This window comes from Mesorhizobium sp. M0496 (assembly GCF_040321205.1).
In the GTDB taxonomy this organism is placed as follows: domain Bacteria; phylum Pseudomonadota; class Alphaproteobacteria; order Rhizobiales; family Rhizobiaceae; genus Mesorhizobium.
Genome location: NZ_JAMYRC010000001.1, coordinates 32,642 through 49,261, shown reverse-complemented (window position 1 = coordinate 49,261; position 16,620 = coordinate 32,642). Strand labels below are relative to the sequence as shown.

Sequence of the window (16,620 nt, the reverse complement as noted above, 5' to 3'; positions counted from 1 at the left end):
AACTTGAAATTATCCTAGAGTTTTTCATATTCATGAAACTGTCAAGCGGAATCCCCAACCGAAACCTACATGAATTGCCGTGGTCAGCGCTCCAGCGCATCGAGCAGGCGATACCAGGCGATGGTCGCGGCGACGCCGACCTGCCGGAAGGCGTGGAACGGGATCGGCCGGATCGGCGAGAGCGGGAATGGCAATTGCCTGGCATCGCCACTTTGGAGATAGCCCGCGAGGCGCTCGCCGAGCGCTGTCATCAGGCCGACGCCGCGACCCTGGCAGCCGACCACGGCCAACAGGCCCTGTTCGGGCTCGTGAATGTGCGGCAGGTGGTCCGGCGTCATCGCCACCCGGCCGAACCAGCGCTTCTCGATGGCGATGTCGGACAGCATGGGATAGAGCCGCCGCAGTGCCCGCTCGAGGTGTGCCCAGTCGCCTTCGCTGGTCGGCAGCGCCATGCGCCCGCGCCCGCCAAGCACCAGCCGGCCGTCGGCGCTCTTGCGATAATAGACGAGGATACGCCTGGAGTCCGACACCGCCTGTCCTTCCGGCAGGATCGTGGCCGCCAGATTGGGCGACAGCGGCGCTGTGGCGATCTGAAAGGAATGCAACGGCACGATCGTCTCGGCGAGACCGGGGATCAGACCGTCCGTATAGGCATTGGTCGCCAGCACGACTGCCTTTGCCTGCAATTCCGGGCCATTTTCGGTCGAAACACGCCAAAAACCGGCGGCATTGGTGAGCCGCACGACCTTATGGCGCTCGGCTATCAGCACACCTGCCGCCACTGCTGCCCGAGCGAGTTCCGACGTGTAGGCGAGCGGATCGATCACACCGGCGCGGCGATCGAGCCAGCCACCGAGATAACCGCGCGCGCCGGTCATCGCCGCGATCTCCGTCGCGCTCAAAAGTCTAACATCGGCGCCGCGCGCCCGCCATTGCCGGTCGCGGTTTGCCGCCGCTTTCAGCGCGACCTCGGTGTGCGCCGCCTGAATCCAGCCCTTGCGAACAAAGGGGACCGCCAGCCGTTCGTCCCGGATCAGCTCGAAGACCGTATCTGCGGTCGAAGCGGCGAAGTTGACAAGCGTCTCGCCGCGCTCCGGGCCAAAATGCTCCAGCAGCCATTCCGGATCGTATTTCAGGCCGGGAATGACCTGCCCGCCATTGAGCCCCGATGCACCCTGGCCGATTTCGCTGGCGTCCAACACCTGCACGGACAGGCCAAGCCGGGCAGCATGCAATGCCGTCGACAGGCCCAAGATGCCGCCACCGACAACCACGACATCGACACGATCACCGCTTGGAAAAAGCGATTGAAACCTGGAATCTGACTGCGGCTTGCGCCAGATGGGATCGGAGAATGGTGCGGGCAAAGGGTCACCTGGATGCGTTGCGGGTCGGTGAAAATTGTAGTGACGATTTCATATTTTTGAAAGAGCACTTCAGTTGTCGTCTGTGAACCCGACAGATGATCAGAAGCTGGAATCTCGATCGCCAGCGACGGGATAGACCTTTGAAGGGAATCCGGTGAAAGTGCCGCGCCGATCCAGCCAGCCGCATTGTCGATCATTTCAGAGGACCAAACGCCATGACGAACCAGACGCACCTGCCGACTGAGGGGCTCTTTGTCGGCCGCGCCCGCAGCGCCTCGCATCCGCTGGTGGTCACGGTGCGCGACGGCACGGTCTTCGACATCACGTCGCGCACAGCGCCAACCATGCGCGACCTTTGCGAGATGGCCGATCCGGCAGGGCACGTCCGCTCGGCCAGGGGCAAACCGATCGGGTCGCTCGATGACATCGCCGCCAACAGTTTTGAAACCAGGCGCGATCCGGCAAAGCCGTATTTGCTGTCGCCGGTCGACCTGCAGGCGGTCAAGGCCTCGGGCGTTACCTTCGTCGTCAGCCTGCTGGAACGGGTGATCGAGGAACAGGCGCGCGGTTCGGCTGAAAAAGCCGATGCCATCCGCGCCGACATTGCCGGACTGATCGGCCACGATCTGTCGAAGCTGAAGCCCGGTTCGCCCGAAGCGATGGAGATCAAGGCCAAGCTCATCGCGCGCGGCGCCTGGTCGCAATATCTGGAAGTAGGCATAGGCCCCGATGCCGAGATCTTCACCAAGTGCCAGCCGATGGCCTCGGTCGGCTTCGGCGCCGATGTCGGCCTGCACCCGGTGTCGACCTGGAACAATCCGGAGCCCGAGATCGCCATGATCGCCGCCAGCAGCGGCAGGATCGTCGGCGCCACCATCGGCAACGACGTCAATCTGCGCGACGTCGAAGGGCGTTCGGCGCTGCTGCTCGGCAAGGCGAAGGACAACAATGCCTCGGCCGCGCTCGGCCCCTTCATCCGCCTGTTGGACGACAAATTCTCGATCGACGACGTCAAGCGGGCCGTCGTGCGCCTGAAGGTCGAGGGGGAGGATGGGTTCTCGCTGGAGGGCGCAAGCTCGATGGCCGAGATCAGCCGCTCGCCGGAAGAGCTGGTGGCCGCCGCCATGGGGCCGCACCATCAGTATCCGGACGGGCTGGCGCTCTATCTCGGCACCATGTTCGTGCCGTCGAAGGATCGCGGCGAAAAGGGCAAGGGCTTTACCCACAAGGTCGGCGACATCGTCACCATCTCGTCGGAAAAATTTGGTGCGCTGGTCAACCGGGTGCGGCTGTCGCCCGATTGCCCGCACTGGACCTATGGCGCCAGCCATCTGATGCGGGAACTGGCGAAGGCCGATCTCATCTAGCATCTTTGATACCCCAGCCAGGATGCGGTTGTTGACGCCGGTCCGGATAGGCGTGGGGTGGCCGCCGGCGTCATCCATATCGGCACTGGTTGCGCTATCGCGGCCCGAGGCAAGGACTATCCGCTCGGCTAAGCCTCGACGCCAATTATCCGACAGTCGGAAAATCACCTCAACTGATGCAATCTGATGGGACCGTTGATGGCGCCCCGTCAGGCGCCAACTACATCTGCAGATGGAGGCTTGCCATCCGTCGAAAAAGGGAATGCTCTCACGCATCCAACCGGCGCTGGCAAAAGACGCAATCCGGCTGTTGCCGGAACACAAGGACGGATTGAGAACTGACCATCTACAAACGGGAGGAAATCAAATGCTGACACGGCTAAGACTCGTTCTATACGGCCTGTTGGTGGCGCTGACGATTGTTCCGGCAGCGGCACAGGCCAAGACGTTCTACTGGATTTCGCATGGTGGCCCGGCCGATCCGGTCTGGACCTACTTCCTCGCCGGCGCCAAGCAATGGGCCAAGGACACCGGCAACACCGTCAACACCTCGTTCCACAATGGCGACGTTGCCTCGCAGCAGGAAGCTGTGCGCGCAGCCCTCTCCGCCAAGGCCGACGGTATCGTCACGACCAGCCCCGATCCGGGCAGCCTGATCGAGATCGCCAAGGAAGCGAACACCGCCAAGATTCCGATCATCAATTTCAACACGCCAGATCCCAAGGCGAGTTTCAACGCCTATGTCGGCGGCGACAATGTCACCTTCGGCAAGCACTGGGCGCAGTATCTGGTCGACAAGGGCCTGGTGAAGAAGGGCGACTTCGTCTGGATGCCGGTCGAGATCCCGGGCGCCACCTATGGTGTGCAGGAGGAAGAAGGCATCAAGAGCGTCTTCGAGCCGCTCGGCATCACCTATGAAATCACCGAAGCGACGCTCGACCAGGCCGAAGCCATCAACCGCATGGTCGATTACCTCACCGCCAACAAGGCCAAGGTCAAGGCGATCATCGGTCTCGGCGATCTCGTCACCGGTTCGATCAAGCGGGTGTTCGACCAGGCCGGCATCAAGCCGGGCGAAATCCCGGTGGTCGGCTGGGGCAACTCGCTCGACACCACCCAGGAAGTGCTGAACGGCTACGTCAATGCCGGCCAGTGGCAGGATCCGCAGGCGACCAGCTATGTCGCGCTTTCGCTGGCCAATATGGCCGCCAGCGGCATCCCTCCGGGCTTCAACGTGATCACCGGCGCGCTCTACGAAAAGGACACCGCGCAGGTCTACGACGACATCCTGTCCGGCAAATAAGATCCCGCCTCAACAGTCGCGGCCGCCCCGGCGGTCGCGACTGACGTTCCATTTTCGCCGAGCCTTCGCACGCGAATGTGCAAGGCTCAGCCTTTCCACTCATGTCGCGGGTTGCTCGTGGAAAATCGTTCGCTCATCCAACACCTGGTCGCGCGGCCTGAATTCGGCCCCTTCGTGCTGCTCGTCGTCGAGATCGCCGTTTTCTGGGGCCTCAATCACGACTTCCTGTCGCCGCAGAACATCTCCAACACGCTGGCCTTCACGGTTGAACTCGGCCTGATCGCGTTGGCGATGACGCTGCTGATGACGTCTGGCGAATTCGACCTGTCGGTCGGTTCGCTGTTCGGTTTCTCGCCGGTGCTGATGTGGACGCTGTTCAACAGCGGCCTCACATCGCTGGAAGTCGGCTTTGTCGCCGCACTGCTGGTTGCCGCCTTCATCGGGCTGGTCAACGGCTGGTTCGTGACGCAACTCAAGATCCCGTCCTTCCTGGTGACGCTCGGCATGCTGCTGGTGGTGCGCGGCACCGCCTTGTTCGTCACTGATGGTTTTCCGCAGCGCACCTGGAGCGCCGAAGGCAGCTGGCTGGCGGAGGCGCTGGTCGGCGACTTCTTCATCGGGCCGTTCCGCATCTACATGTCGCTGTTCTGGTTCATCGCTGCGGCAATAGCGCTCGGCTATGTCCTGACACAGAGCAGGACCGGCAACTGGATCCAGGCGGCCGGCGGCAATCCCAATGCGGCACGCGCCCGCGGCGTGAATGTCAGCGGCGTCAAGATCGGCCTGTTCGTGCTGTCATCGGTCATGGCCTCGCTCGCCGGCGTCATTTCTTCGTTACGCACCTCGGCGGCCAATCCCAACAGCGGCACCGGCTATGAGCTGGAGGTCATCGCCATGGTGGTGATCGGCGGCACGGCACTGACCGGCGGGCGCGGCACCATCATCGGCACCGTGCTCGGCATCCTGATCCTGCGGGTGATGCGCAACGGCATCGTGCTGATCGGCGTGCCCGGCCTTGCCTACAACATCTTCATCGGCGCGATCATCCTTGGCATGATGGCGCTTCATTCATGGCTGGAACGCCGGCATCAGGCAGGGACTTGAACCATGGCCGAGCCACTGATCCGCATGCAGAACATCCGCAAGTCCTATGGCCGCGTGCAGGCGCTGGTGGATGCCAATTTCCATGTCAACGAACGGGAGATCGTCGGCCTGCTCGGCGACAATGGCGCCGGCAAGTCGACGCTCATCAAGGTGCTTTCGGGGGCTGTGCCGCTGACCAGCGGCGACATCTTCATCCGCGGCAAGAAGGTGAATTTGCGCCACACCAGCGACGCTATCGCCCAGGGCATCGAAACGATCTACCAGGATTCGGCGCTGGTTACGCAATTGTCGATCGCCCGCAATTTGTTCCTAGGGCGCGAGCCGATCAAGCCGCCGCGCTTCCTCAACCGGATGGACCAGGACGCCATGAACGTGGTCGCCCGCGACCTGCTCAAGCAGGTCGGCATTTCCAAGAACATCCCGCCGACGACGCCGATCGGCTCGCTGTCGGGCGGCGAGCGCCAGGCGGTGGCGATCGCGCGCGCCATGCATTTCGACAGCGACCTGATCATCCTCGACGAGCCGACCAACAATCTCGGCGTCGCCGAGACGCAAGGCGTGCTGAGCTTCGTGCGCAACGCCCGCGATTCCGGTCACTCCTGCATTTTCATCGCCCATAACATTCACCATGTCTTCCAGGTGGTCGACCGCATCGTCGTCATGCGCCGGGGCAAGGTGGTCGCCGACGATATCGACCCGAAGAAAACCAGCGTGGCGGAGGTCGAACGGATCATCACCGGCATGTCGGACAAGGAAATCCGCGATGCCATCGCCGATGGCAAGCCATCGCACTGACTATCAGGGGATGGGCGGCAATCATCCGTCACCTCAGATCGCATCGCTCGTCTGGCGCGGCATCGCATCGGTGCATAGGATTGCGGCATGAAAGCCACCGTCTCCGATATCGCGCGCAATTGCGGGCTGTCGACCGCAACCGTCGACAGGGTGCTCAACAACCGGCCGGGTGCGAGCGCCGCCAACCGGCAGCGGGTCATGGAGGCAGCCAAGCAGCTCGGCTATCTGCCGGTCGCCGACCAGGTGACGCTTCCCTCGCGGCCCGCCCACCTCGAATTCCTGCTGCCGATTGGCAGCAATGCCTTCATGCGCGATCTCGCCGGGCACATCGAGGACTATGCCGCGCGCCTGCCGCTTGTCGCCTCGTGCCGGATCCACAACCTCGCCGGTATCTCGCCGAACGCGCTGCAGACCGCCGTCGAAAACCTCTCGCTCAGGGCCAATGGCGTCGGTGTCATCGCCGTCGATCATCCGCGTACGCGCAACATCCTGCGCGACATCGTCGACGCCGGCATGCGCCTGGTGACGCTGGTGTCGGACGTTCCGGCGGCCCCACGCTCGGCCTATGTCGGCATCGACAACCGGGTGGCGGGACGAACGGCGGCGCTATTGATGGGACGCTTCCTTGGCGGCCGCACAGGCCATCTGGCGATGGTCGTCGGCTCACGCTCCTATCGCGGCCACGAGGAACGCGAAATGGGTTTCCGCTCGGTGCTCAATGAAGAGTTTCCCAATCTGACCATCAGCAGCGCCGTCGAGATCAACGACGAGCCTGATGTCAGCTATGCCGAGACCATGAAGGCGCTGCACAACGAGCCGGAACTGCTCGGCATCTATTGCGTCGGAGCCGGACACTCGGGCGTTGCAAAGGCGATCCGGGAGGCCCGGCCGAACCGCAAGCCGGTGTTCATCTGCCACGACCTCACCAAGGACACTCGCGGCCATCTCGTCGACGACCTGCTCGATGTCGTCATCGACCAGAATGCCAGGCTGATCGCGGAACAGTCGGTCATTCGCCTGCTCGGCTCGATTGCATCCTCGGCGCCCTATCTGACGCGGAAGTTCATCGAACCGAGACTGATCTTCAGGGAAAACGTGCCGGTGCAGTAAGGCGGAGCGGCTTGGCAGACCTTATTTCCGGATTTGTATGATAATTGACACGGCAAATCTGCACAGCAGCTATGCAGGATTCATGATTGCCGAATCATTGGGCAAATCGTAGGTTCTGGTTGTCGGCCATCTACTCCTCCCAGATGCGATGCCGACGCTGAGTGGGGTGCACCTCCTCCCGCGCCACATTCGAAATCGAGCCCGCTGCCACCTCCTCCCGGCAGCGGGCTTTTTTCGTTCTGGCGACGGTTGCAACATTGCTCACGTCAAAAGACGCGAGACATCGTTCGCTCTCGGGTCGCAAGATTGAATAAAGGCCATCAGCTGCCGCAGTAAAACTTCAGCCGGCGGCGGTGCCCCTGAAGGAGACGATCAGCCCTTCCGCCATGCGGACGAACTGCGCGCTCGGGCCTTCCGTGCCGACGCTCTGAACACTGACACGAGCGCCTTCAAGCAGAAGCGACAGCGTGTCGGCAAGCAGCTCGGCCTGGCCGATGCCGGCATCCCTGCACAGCGTCACGAGGCGATCGCGCTGAGCTTCCTTGAGTTCCTTGATCACGCGCCTGGCCGGATGATCGGTCTCACTGAGTTCGACGGCGGCATTGGCCATATCGCAGCCGCGGCCATCCGCCCTGAGCATATCGGCGGCGACCCGGACCCAGGCATGCAGTTGTGCCAGCTTGTCGCCAGGGTGCTCGGTTTCGAACTTTTCCCACATTGCACCAGCCTTGCAGGCGGTGGCGCGCAGGCATTGGATGATGAGGTCGTCCTTTGAATCGAAATGACGATAGAGCGTCATCTTGTTGGTTCCGGCGGCCTCAGTGATCGCGTCGATGCCGACGCCCTTGATGCCATGCTTGTGAAACATGTCCTGCGCCGTCTCCAGGATCCTGTCCCGGGGGCGAGCGCGCTCCACAGTGCCGTCTTCCATCAAAACCTCCTTGGTTTCCCAAAAATCCCTCGGTACGCCTCTTGACTAGGGTGTTACCGGTCTGTAACGTCACGAATGTTACTTACTGGTAACACCTATGTCGTCTTTCGTCAATCACAAGGCCGTGAACTGGTCCTACCAGATCAAAACAGCCCAGATCGAGACAGGCGAAAAATTGCAGATCATGCGGCCTCGGCCGGTGAAGAGATGAAAACGGTTCGCGAGCATGGGCTGCGAATCGACAGACAAGGAGCCGGCCAATGCCACAGCGCCGCGATCTTACCATAGATGAAGCCGTCCGGGATCCGATGATCCGGCTGGTCATGAAAGCCGATGGCGTCGACCCGCGCGCCTTCGAGACGATGCTGCGCTCGCTCGCCGATGCACAGCGCCGCGAGGTGCCGTTGCTGCGTTCTCTGGAGGAACGCAGTGACGGGCGCGGCCAAAGGCTGTCCAGGGTTGCCAGCGCCTTCGGACGGGCAAGAGCAGTCGGAGAGGCGTGCGTGTCGTGGTAAACTTTTTCATCCACCGTCCGATCTTCGCCTCGGCGATCGCCATCATCATGGTGCTCGCCGGGACGATTTGTTATTTCCTGCTGCCCGTTTCGCAGTTTCCCGACATCACGCCGCCACAGGTCGTGGTCAGCGCCCACTATCCGGGCGCCAGCGCGCAGGTGGTCGCAGACACGGTGACGACGCCGCTGGAGCAGCAGATCAACGGCGTGCAAGGCATGACCTACATGTCGTCGACGAGCTCCAATGACGGCTCCTCGACCATCACCATCACCTTCGATGTCGGTTATTCGCTCAGCACTGCCGCCGTCGACGTCCAGAACCGCGTCTCGCAGGCTGCTTCATCGCTACCGGCGATCGTCAATCAGGGTGGCGTGACGATCAAGAAGCAGAATCCGAACTTCGTCCTCATCGTCAACCTGACCTCGCCCGACAGTTCGGTCGATCCGGTGGCGCTGAGCAATCTTGCCTATCTGCAGGTGGTCGATCCGCTGAAGCGGTTGCCCGGCGTCGGCGACGTGCAGATCTTCGGCGAGCGGCGCTATTCGATGCGCGTCTGGCTCGATCCGGACAAGCTTGCCAATCTCGGCATCACCGCGGTCGATGTCCAAAACGCCATCTCCGAGCAAAACGTCCAGGTGGCGGCCGGCAAGATCGGCCAGTCGCCGGCCCCGGCCGGCACCGCCTTCGAGATGCAGGTCAACGCTATAGGCCGCTTGAGCGATCCCAAGGAATTCGGCGATATCGTGGTGCGCGCCAACACCGACACCGGCTCGCTGGTGCGGCTGCGCGACGTCGCCCGCATCGAACTCGGCGCGCTGCAATATTCGTCGTCGGCCTTCTTCGGCAAGGACCCGACCGTGGTGCTCGCCGTCTATCAGATGCCCGGTTCCAACGCGCTCGATCTTCAGCAGCGCGTCAAGGACAAGATGCAGGAGCTTTCGGGCCGTTTCCCCAAGGGCGTCTCCTATGCGATGCACTACGACACGACCCGCTTCGTCTCGGCGTCGATGCATGACGTGCTGATCACGCTCGGCGAAGCGCTGGTGCTGGTCGTCGCCGTGGTGTTCATCTTCCTGCAAAGCTGGCGCACGACTATCATCCCGACCATCGCCATTCCGGTGTCGCTGGTGGCGACGCTGGTCGTTATGGAGATGCTCGGTTTCTCGCTCAACATGCTATCCCTGCTCGGAATGGTGCTGGCGATCGGCCTGGTCGTCGACGACGCCATCGTGGTGGTCGAGAATGTCGAACGACAACTGGAGGCCGGGCTCAAGCCGCTGGCGGCGACAAAGGCCGCGATGGCCGAAGTCACCGGTCCGATCATCGCCACCACAGCCGTGCTGATGGCGGTGTTCGTGCCGGTCGCTTTCATCCCCGGCGTCTCAGGCAAGCTTTACAACCAGTTCGCGCTGACAGTGGCGATTTCCGTCGGCATCTCTGCCTTCAACTCGCTGACGCTCAGCCCCGCGCTCAGTGCCGCCTTCCTGCGGCATCGCGGGTCGACGCAGTTCGTGCTGTTCCGCTGGTTCAACACAGGCTTCGACAGGCTGTCGCATGCCTATGCGAACGGCGTGCGCATTCTCATCCGCCTGCGCTGGATCATGCTCGGCCTGTTCGCGGCCGGGCTGGTCGCCACTTACTTCGTCTGGCAGCGACTGCCCTCGACCTTCCTTCCGGTCGAGGACCAGGGCTACTTCTTCGTCGTCATCCAGTTGCCAGACGGCGCTTCGCTCGAGCGCACCGACGCGGTGGCGCAAAAGGCGCGCGACATCCTGCAGGCGACACCCGGCGTCGACATCGTCGGTTCGATCAGCGGCCTGAACTTCCTGACCAGTGCCGCGCAATCGAATTCGGCGGTCGAATTCGCCATCCTGAAGCCATGGGAGGAACGCGGTCCAGACCAGAGCGCCTCGAAGCTCGTCGCCGACGTGCGCGGCAAGCTGATGCAGATTCCGGAAGCCTTCGCGCTGAGCTTCGATCCGCCGTCGATCCCCGGCATAGGCACTACGGGCGGCTTCGAATTCGTCGTCGAGGACCTCACCGGTCGCGGCAGTTCAGCTCTCAACGACGCCACGCAAGCCGTGATCGCCGAGGCGCGCAAGCAGCCGGAGATCAATCCGCAACAGCTGTTCTCGCCGTTCTCGACCTCGACGCCGCAGTTCAACTACGACCTCGACCGCAGCAAGGCGAAGCTGCTCGGCCTCAACCTGCCCGATGTGTTCAGCACGCTGCAGATCTATCTCGGCTCGCTCTACGTGAACGATTTCAACCTGTTCGGCCGCACCTTCCGCGTGACCATCCAGGCTGACAAGGATGCACGTGCGGGCGCCGCCGACATTTCGCGGCTCTATGTGCGCAATGCCTCCGGTGGCATGGTGCCGCTCAGCACGCTGGGCAAGCTTGTGCCGTTCGTCGGCCCGGAAACCGTCCCGCACTACAACAACAACGCCTCGGCCTCGATCAATGGCGGCGCTGCACCCGGCTTTTCCTCGGGCCAGGCGGTCGCCGCGATGGAACGGGCCGCCGCCACCGCGCTGCCCAGGGATTTCGGTTTCGAATGGACCGGCATCACCTTCCAGGAACTAAAGGCAGGATCGATCGCGTCCGTCGTCTTCGGCCTCGCCATCGTCTTCGTCTTCCTGATCCTGGCGGCGCAGTATGAGAGCTGGGCGATGCCGTTCATGGTGCTGCTGGCGGTGCCGCTCGCTCTGTTCGGCGCGTTCGTGGTGCTGTGGATGCGCGGCATGCAGATCGACGTCTACTCGCAGATCGGCTTCGTCATGCTGATCGGCCTGGCGGCGAAGAACGCGATCCTGATCGTCGAGTTCGCCCGGCGACGGCGCGAGGAAGGCTTGAGCATTGTCGAGGCGGCGATGGAAGCCGCACGGCTGCGGCTGCGGCCGATCCTGATGACGGCCTTCGCCTTCATCCTCGGCGTGCTGCCGCTGATGTTCGCGACCGGCGCCGGTGCTGCAAGCCGGCAGTCGATCGGCACCACCGTGTTCGGCGGCATGGTCGCGGCGACCATCCTGTCGCTGGTGTTCGTGCCGGTCTTCTACGCGGTCATCGAACAGCTGCGCGAACGCCGTGGCAATGACGAACCCGCCTCTCAAGACAATGAACCAACGACTAAGCCCGCCTTCCCGCCCCTGGCGGAAGCGGCCGAATAAGATTGGAGACTGATCATGCGTAAATGGAAAATCGCGTTGGGAACGGCTGTCGCGCTGGGTGCAATCTCGGTGGCCAGCGTCCACCTGCTCGACATGGGCAATCTCAGCCTCAATGCCGGCACGGCTGGCGCGGCGCCCGCCCCGGCGGCATTCGTCATGCCGGTGCCGGTGGTCAGCGTCGTCAAGAAGACGATCCCGATCTACCTCGACTATGCCGCGCGGACCGAACCGATCCGTAGCATCACCTTGCAGGCCAGGATTCCTGGCTATCTGCAGGAGCAGACCGCTGCCGACGGTGTCGATGTCCGGCAGGGCGATCTTCTCTACAAGATCTCCCCGGATGACTTCCAGGCCGCTCTCGAGCAGGCGAAGGCGCAGGTGCAGCGCGACACGGCAACGCTCGACTATGCCCGCTCCAACCTTGGCCGCGGCACCGAACTCGCCAAGAGCGGCTACCTCGCCAAGGACGGCTTCGACCAGCGCACCAGCACCTTGCGCGAAGCACAGGCATCGCTGGCTCTCAACCAGGCGGCGGTCCGCACCGCCGAACTCAATCTGAGCTACGCCGAAATCCGTGCGCCGTTTGGCGGGCGCCTTGGCCGCAACCAGGCCTCGGTCGGAACGCTGGTCAGCGTCGCCGGCACCGTGCTCAACACGCTGATTCAGCTCGACCCGATCTACGTCACCTTCAACCCGAGCGAGACGGATCTGGCCGAGATCGAGCAAGCCCGTGCGAACGGCCCGATCGAGGTCGAGGTCCTGCTCCCCGGCCAGACCGAGGCAAGCCAGAAGGGTGAGCTTACCTTCATCGACAATTCGGTCGACCGCTCGACCGGCACCATCACCGCACGCGCGACGATCGGCAACGGCAAGTTCACGCTGCTGCCGGGCCAATATGTTCGTGTCCGGCTGCATGTGAGAGAGCAGGCCGACGCGCTCATGGTGCCACAGACGGCGCTGGGCTCGAGCCAGCTCGGCAAATATCTCTATGTCGTCGGCAAGGGCAACACGGTCGACCAGCGGTTGGTTTCGCTCGGACCGACGAGCGGCGATCAGGTCGCCATCTTGAGTGGCGTCGCCGAGGGCGACCAGGTGATCACGGGCAATCTGCAAAAGATCGGACCCGGAGCGCCTGTATCGCCGATACCGGAAAAGCCGGCCACCTGAACACCCCCGTCAGGACCCGGCTTCAGCGCGGCGCCCCGGCCTTCCCACAGGTCGCGGGCGCCGCTTTCATGAGCAGTTCCACCAGACCGGCAACATCGGCGCGGTCGGCCTTGGCCGGCGGCATGAATGCACAGTAGGGGTGCCCGAGGCGCACCGAGACGGAGGAGAGCGCGATCAAGCGGCCGGCCTCCAGATCGGCTCCCGCCATAACCCGCTGGCCAAGGGCGATGCCCAGACCCAACCTCGCCGAGGCGATCGCCAGGCTGGACAGGCCGACGCGGCGACCGTGCGACGGGTCGGGCGAACGGCTGCCGCCAGATGCCGCGAACCAATCCGCCCAGGTCGGGTGCGAGGCATAGTTCGGCCCCCAATTGGTGTGGATGAACAGGCTCTCGTGCAAATCCGTCAGACCTGAATCGCCATTGCCGTGCCGGTGCCAGAATTCGGGCGCGCAGACGGGCACGACGTCATCATGGACGAGCCGGACAAGTTTCAATCCGGGATAGTGATAGTCGCCATAGCTGATGCGCAGATCGATGTTCTGGCGCATCAGATCGACCGGATCGTCCTCGACGCGGACGTCGATCGCCATTTGCGGAAAGGCATCGAGAAGCACGGCCAGCCTCGGCGCCAGCCACAGTTCGGCCAGGGAGAATGGCACGCTGACGACAAGGCGCGTGCGCAAGCCGCCCTCCAGCATGCGCCGGCCGATCGCGGCGATGTCGCCCAAGGCCTTCGCGGTCTGCGGATAGATGGCGTGGCCGGCGTCGGTGAGCGCGATGCGGTTGCCGCTGCGCACGAACAACTGCTTGCCGAACCAGCTCTCGAGGTTGCGGATCTGCTGGCTGACCGCTGCCGACGATACGCCGAGTTCAGAGGCGGCCAAAGTGAAGCTGCCGGCACGCGCCGCAACCTCGAAAGCCTTGATCGCATTCAGCGGCGGCAACCGTTCCACACCCGGCTCCATAAGTTTTTCTTGCTCAATCCTAATTATTTTCCACGTTGAGAGAAAGATTTTTTTTGCCATCTCATAGGCTCGAAACCTCGGAGCTTATGATTATGAAAGACATCCTCGATCTCGACCGCTATCCGCTCGACCGCGAAGGCAGCGCCGACTGGCTGCGCCTTGTCGAACAATCAGTCGCCGCGCTCGAAGCCGACGGCATGTTCAATCTCGAAGGGTTTTTGCGCTCCGGCATGGCGGAACAAGCCGCGCGCGAAATCCAGCCAGTGATGGCCGCGCGATCGCATGTGCACAAGCGCATGCACAACATCTACTTCAAGCCGGATATTCCCGAGCTTGCGCCTGACCATCCGGCGCTGCGCAAGGTCGAGACGATCAGCCATACCGTCTGTGCCGACCAGATTCCGGGCAGCGTCGTGCTCGCCATCTACGAATATGAGCCGCTGCTGCGCTTCCTGGCCGCAACGATGGGCAAGACCAGACTGCATATCATGCAGGATCCGCTGGCTCGCACCAATGTCATGGCCTATCGCGCCGGCGAGGCGTTGAACTGGCATTTCGATCGTTCGGAATTCACGACGACGCTGTTGTTGCAGGCAGCGGAGCGCGGCGGCGATCTCGAATACCGCACCGATCTGCGGTCGGACGACAATCCCAATTATGACGGCGTCGCCAGATTGCTCGAAGGGCGTGACCCCGATGCCAAGATCCTGCGCATGAGACCGGGCACGCTCAACGTCTTTCGCGGCAAGAACACCGCGCATCGCGTCACCACGGTCGAAGGCGAGCGCGAGCGCATGATCGCGGTGTTTTCCTACTATGAGAAGCCGGGCGTGATGTTCAGCCCCGAGGAGCGCGTCGGCTTCTACGGCCGCGCGGCCTGAGACTGAAGAAGCAACATGGCAGCGGTCCCCAAGAATCCGACGATGACCTCTTGTTAGATTGTCGACAATCTGCTTGTCTTGCTTTCGGTTTCCTTGGGAGCAGCCGAATGGGGAAAGCGGATTTCAGTCCGATCGCGGACACCACGCGCCGCGCCGAGATCGTCGCGCTGCTGCGGCGCGCGATCCTTACCGGCCAGCTCGAACCCGGCCAGAAGCTCAACGAGCTCCGTATCTCCGAACAAATGCGCGTGAGCCGCGCACCGCTGCGCGAGGCGATGCGCGAGCTGGTGCAGGAAGGCATCCTGACCAGCATTCCCTATGCCGGCACCTTCGTCATCGAGGTCACAGCCAAGGACATCGACGATGCCTATTCGTTCAACAAGGTGATGGACGAGCTGGCCATCGAGCGGGCGTGGCCGCTGCGCGACCAGCGCTTCTTCGACGAGCTCGACCGGCGCCACGAAGCCGTGAAGCAGGCGACCCGTGCGTTGGACACGACACGCCAAATCGAAACCGCGCTGCAACTGCATGGCCTGATCTACGAATGGGCCGACAATTCGGTGCTGCTGGAAACGTGGCAGCGGCTGACCAGCCGCTTGCAGATGTATTTCGCCCTGCACCAGCAGGCACGCAATGAGGCGGTGCCAGCCGAAGACGTTCACGAGACCTATGCGCGGTTGCTCAAAGGCACCGACATGCGCGCCGCCCAGCGCCATGCCCGCGAGCATATCGACCTCGATTTCGAAGAGCTTCTTTCCTACGCGCGCGGCCTCGAACAGCGCCCGTCGAAAGGCGTTTGACCCGACCCCAACATCGCAGCCAACGGAAAAGACACGTGCAGATCGAGACCATCAAAGCCTACCATGTCGTGCAGCCCTTCGTGGACGGGCCCTATCGCATGTCGAAGGGGCGCGAGGCCGACGCCTTCGACGCGGTGATCGTGTCCATTACATCAGACAGCGGCATCACCGGCTGGGGCGAGATGGCACCGCTCGGCAATTTCTACTCGCCTGCCTTCGCCGCCGGCGTTCGCGCCGGCGTGGTGGAGATCGCGCCGCATCTGATCGGCCACGATCCACGCGGACTGGCCGGCATCGGCCGGCTGATGGACACAGTGTTCAAGGGCCACCCCTACATCAAGTCGGCGCTCGACATGGCCTGCTGGGATCTCGCCGCGCGTGCCGCCGATGTGCCGCTGGTGACGCTGCTCGGCGGCAGGGAGAGCGAGACCGCCGAACTCTACAAGGTCGTCACCCATGGCAGCGTCGACGCCATGGCAGCACTTGCCAAGCGGATCGTCAAGGACGGCTTCCACCGGCTGCAGGTCAAGGTCGGCGGCAATGTCCATGACGACATCGAGCGCGTCGCCGCGGTCGCCGCCTCGGTGCCGAAAGGCACGGTCATCTTCTGCGACGCCAATGCCGGCTGGACACCCTACCAGGCGCGCCAGTTCGCCGATGCGACCCGCGCCATCGACTACACATTCGAGCAACCCTGCACGACGATCGACGAATGCATGTCGGTGCGCCGCTCGCTCGACAAGCCGATGGTGCTCGACGAGTCCGTAGCCTCGCTGGACGACATGCTCGACATCCACCGCAAGGGTGCGGCCGACGGGCTGACCTTGAAGATTTCGCGGCTCGGCGGCGTGACCAAGACGCGGCAGATCCGCGACCTCGCCGTCGACCTCGGCTTCATGATCACCGTCGAGGACACCGGCGGCGCCGAGATCGACACCGCGGCCATGGCGCATCTATCGCTGTCGACGCCGGAGGAGCGCCGGCTGCATGCCATCGCCTTCCATGAATGGGTGACGGTGCGCACGGCGTCGAACATGCCGCCGGTCACCGGCAGCCGCATGGGCATTCCGGATGGACCGGGCCTTGGCATCGACGTCGTTCCCGACCTGCTCGGGAAGCCTTTCTTCGAAGTCGGCCGTTGAG

Annotated in this window: 14 protein-coding genes; 11 read left to right on the top strand and 3 right to left on the bottom strand. The window is 63.1% G+C overall.

Annotation, left to right across the window (positions count from 1 at the left end; translation table 11 throughout):
- Positions 1–83 precede the first annotated feature (83 nt).
- Complete coding sequence (locus NKI73_RS00230) at positions 84–1,367, bottom strand: NAD(P)/FAD-dependent oxidoreductase (protein ID WP_352626449.1); 1,284 nt, start codon at positions 1,365–1,367, stop codon at positions 84–86.
- Between the two features lie 215 nt (positions 1,368–1,582).
- Here NKI73_RS00230 and NKI73_RS00225 point away from each other — a divergent pair, with 215 nt between their 5' ends.
- The 5 genes from NKI73_RS00225 (at position 1,583) to NKI73_RS00205 (ending at position 7,046) form a co-directional block, all read left to right on the top strand.
- On the top strand, positions 1,583–2,734 hold the full coding sequence (locus NKI73_RS00225; protein ID WP_352626447.1) for a fumarylacetoacetate hydrolase family protein: 1,152 nt from the start codon (positions 1,583–1,585) through the stop codon (positions 2,732–2,734).
- A 367-nt stretch (positions 2,735–3,101) separates the two neighbouring features.
- Positions 3,102–4,037: a substrate-binding domain-containing protein gene (locus NKI73_RS00220; protein ID WP_352626445.1), complete on the top strand. Its 936-nt coding sequence runs from the start codon at positions 3,102–3,104 to the stop codon at positions 4,035–4,037.
- Positions 4,038–4,154: 117 nt separating this feature from the next.
- Positions 4,155–5,141 (top strand): ABC transporter permease, encoded by a 987-nt coding sequence (locus NKI73_RS00215; protein ID WP_352626444.1) that lies wholly within the window; start codon positions 4,155–4,157, stop codon positions 5,139–5,141.
- 3 nt (positions 5,142–5,144) lie between these two features.
- Positions 5,145–5,936: an ATP-binding cassette domain-containing protein gene (locus NKI73_RS00210; protein WP_352626443.1), complete on the top strand. Its 792-nt coding sequence runs from the start codon at positions 5,145–5,147 to the stop codon at positions 5,934–5,936.
- An 87-nt stretch (positions 5,937–6,023) separates the two neighbouring features.
- Complete coding sequence (locus NKI73_RS00205; protein WP_352626442.1) at positions 6,024–7,046, top strand: LacI family DNA-binding transcriptional regulator; 1,023 nt, start codon at positions 6,024–6,026, stop codon at positions 7,044–7,046.
- Positions 7,047–7,386: 340 nt separating this feature from the next.
- On the opposite strand, the gene NKI73_RS00200 is transcribed toward NKI73_RS00205, so the two are convergent.
- On the bottom strand, positions 7,387–7,977 hold the full coding sequence (locus tag NKI73_RS00200) for a TetR/AcrR family transcriptional regulator (RefSeq protein WP_352626440.1): 591 nt from the start codon (positions 7,975–7,977) through the stop codon (positions 7,387–7,389).
- A gap of 260 nt (positions 7,978–8,237) precedes the next feature.
- On the opposite strand from NKI73_RS00200, the gene NKI73_RS00195 reads away from it, so the two are divergent.
- The 3 genes from NKI73_RS00195 to NKI73_RS00185 are packed head-to-tail and all read left to right on the top strand — an operon-like array spanning position 8,238 to position 12,829.
- Positions 8,238–8,492, top strand: coding sequence for a hypothetical protein (locus NKI73_RS00195; RefSeq protein ID WP_352626439.1), 255 nt, complete (start codon positions 8,238–8,240; stop codon positions 8,490–8,492).
- Positions 8,486–11,662 carry an efflux RND transporter permease subunit gene (locus NKI73_RS00190; protein ID WP_352626437.1) on the top strand — a complete coding sequence of 1,059 codons (3,177 nt, stop codon included), beginning with the start codon at positions 8,486–8,488 and terminating at the stop codon, positions 11,660–11,662. Before NKI73_RS00195 ends, NKI73_RS00190 begins: the two co-directional genes overlap by 7 nt.
- 15 nt (positions 11,663–11,677) lie before the next feature.
- Positions 11,678–12,829 carry an efflux RND transporter periplasmic adaptor subunit gene (locus NKI73_RS00185; protein ID WP_352626435.1) on the top strand — a complete coding sequence of 384 codons (1,152 nt, stop codon included), beginning with the start codon at positions 11,678–11,680 and terminating at the stop codon, positions 12,827–12,829.
- A 22-nt stretch (positions 12,830–12,851) separates the two neighbouring features.
- On the opposite strand, the gene NKI73_RS00180 is transcribed toward NKI73_RS00185, so the two are convergent.
- Positions 12,852–13,784 (bottom strand): LysR substrate-binding domain-containing protein, encoded by a 933-nt coding sequence (locus NKI73_RS00180; protein WP_352626434.1) that lies wholly within the window; start codon positions 13,782–13,784, stop codon positions 12,852–12,854.
- Positions 13,785–13,888: 104 nt separating this feature from the next.
- Between NKI73_RS00180 and NKI73_RS00175 the strand changes: the two genes are divergently transcribed.
- The 3 genes from NKI73_RS00175 (at position 13,889) to NKI73_RS00165 (ending at position 16,619) form a co-directional block, all read left to right on the top strand.
- On the top strand, positions 13,889–14,677 hold the full coding sequence (locus NKI73_RS00175) for a HalD/BesD family halogenase (RefSeq protein ID WP_352626432.1): 789 nt from the start codon (positions 13,889–13,891) through the stop codon (positions 14,675–14,677).
- 107 nt (positions 14,678–14,784) lie between these two features.
- A complete protein-coding gene (locus NKI73_RS00170) occupies positions 14,785–15,477 on the top strand; it encodes a GntR family transcriptional regulator (RefSeq protein WP_352626430.1) in 693 nt (230 codons plus the stop codon).
- A 35-nt stretch (positions 15,478–15,512) separates the two neighbouring features.
- Positions 15,513–16,619: a mandelate racemase/muconate lactonizing enzyme family protein gene (locus NKI73_RS00165; RefSeq protein WP_352626428.1), complete on the top strand. Its 1,107-nt coding sequence runs from the start codon at positions 15,513–15,515 to the stop codon at positions 16,617–16,619.
- Position 16,620: the final 1 nt, after the last annotated feature.

Coding starts and splice junctions, on each gene's coding strand:
- NKI73_RS00225 (WP_352626447.1), top strand. CDS start 1,583: ATGACGAACCAGACGCACCTGCCGACTGAGGGGCTCTTTGTCGGCCGC.
- NKI73_RS00220 (WP_352626445.1), top strand. CDS start 3,102: ATGCTGACACGGCTAAGACTCGTTCTATACGGCCTGTTGGTGGCGCTG.
- NKI73_RS00210 (WP_352626443.1), top strand. CDS start 5,145: ATGGCCGAGCCACTGATCCGCATGCAGAACATCCGCAAGTCCTATGGC.
- NKI73_RS00205 (WP_352626442.1), top strand. CDS start 6,024: ATGAAAGCCACCGTCTCCGATATCGCGCGCAATTGCGGGCTGTCGACC.
- NKI73_RS00200 (WP_352626440.1), bottom strand. CDS start 7,977: ATGGAAGACGGCACTGTGGAGCGCGCTCGCCCCCGGGACAGGATCCTG.
- NKI73_RS00195 (WP_352626439.1), top strand. CDS start 8,238: ATGCCACAGCGCCGCGATCTTACCATAGATGAAGCCGTCCGGGATCCG.
- NKI73_RS00185 (WP_352626435.1), top strand. CDS start 11,678: ATGCGTAAATGGAAAATCGCGTTGGGAACGGCTGTCGCGCTGGGTGCA.
- NKI73_RS00175 (WP_352626432.1), top strand. CDS start 13,889: ATGAAAGACATCCTCGATCTCGACCGCTATCCGCTCGACCGCGAAGGC.
- NKI73_RS00170 (WP_352626430.1), top strand. CDS start 14,785: ATGGGGAAAGCGGATTTCAGTCCGATCGCGGACACCACGCGCCGCGCC.